Genomic DNA, 580 nt, shown 5'->3' on the forward strand with positions numbered 1-580 from the left:
ATGATGGTCCGGCTGCGGTTGCAAAAGCCGAACAGATGGCCCGCGAACGGATCGAGTTGCATCTGCCGCGAAACCAGGATGGACAGGCCGTCGATGGATTTGCGCATGTCCGTGGCTCCCAGGGCCAAGTAGACCCGGACGCCGTTTGCCGGCAACATCATAGCCGCGTCAGTGTGCGAACGAGTTTCTCAAGCACCGGCGCGGCAAAGTCGCCCCGGATCTCGATGCGAAAGGTCTTGCCCACATGCACCAGCATCGGTTCCGCTACGGTTGCCATGTCCGCATGAGGCGACGCGGGCAGCGGCACGGGCACGATGGTGACGAAAGGCGCGGCCTTCTCGTTGGCCGTAGTCTCCAAACGCCTCCGCCAATAGCCCAATGAACTTTGGGAAAGGCCATGCCGTCGGCAGTAAGCCCCCTGGCTCAGGCCGCTGCGCTGCCAAGCCGAAATATGCCCAGCCCAATACACCGTCTTCTCGGAACACGCCTCTGGTGCTGATGCTGCCATGGTTGTCCTCCTGTGAGACTTCCTATGGCAGAAAACTCAAGTGGCGTAAGAAGGGCCTGATTGACCGCTTAC

2 protein-coding genes are annotated in these 580 nt (G+C 60.7%); both read right to left on the bottom strand.

Translation table 11 applies throughout. From position 1 onward, the window contains the following. Nucleotides 1-161 (bottom strand): IS66 family insertion sequence element accessory protein TnpB (gene tnpB / locus ACMZ6R_RS20505; protein ID WP_416114813.1); only part of this gene is annotated, 161 nt, incomplete at its 3' end. Next, nucleotides 158-508 carry an IS66 family insertion sequence element accessory protein TnpA gene (gene tnpA, locus ACMZ6R_RS20510; protein WP_416114812.1) on the bottom strand — a complete coding sequence of 117 codons (351 nt, stop codon included), beginning with the start codon at nt 506-508 and terminating at the stop codon, nt 158-160. The genes tnpA and tnpB, both read right to left, overlap by 4 nt. Nucleotides 509-580 lie beyond the last annotated feature (72 nt).

The organism is Solidesulfovibrio sp. C21 (assembly GCF_047785625.1).
Lineage (GTDB): Bacteria > Desulfobacterota > Desulfovibrionia > Desulfovibrionales > Desulfovibrionaceae > Solidesulfovibrio.

Excerpts from the sequence above, each read along its gene's own strand:
- tnpA (WP_416114812.1), bottom strand. The coding sequence starts at position 508 with ATGGCAGCATCAGCACCAGAGGCGTGTTCCGAGAAGACGGTGTATTGG.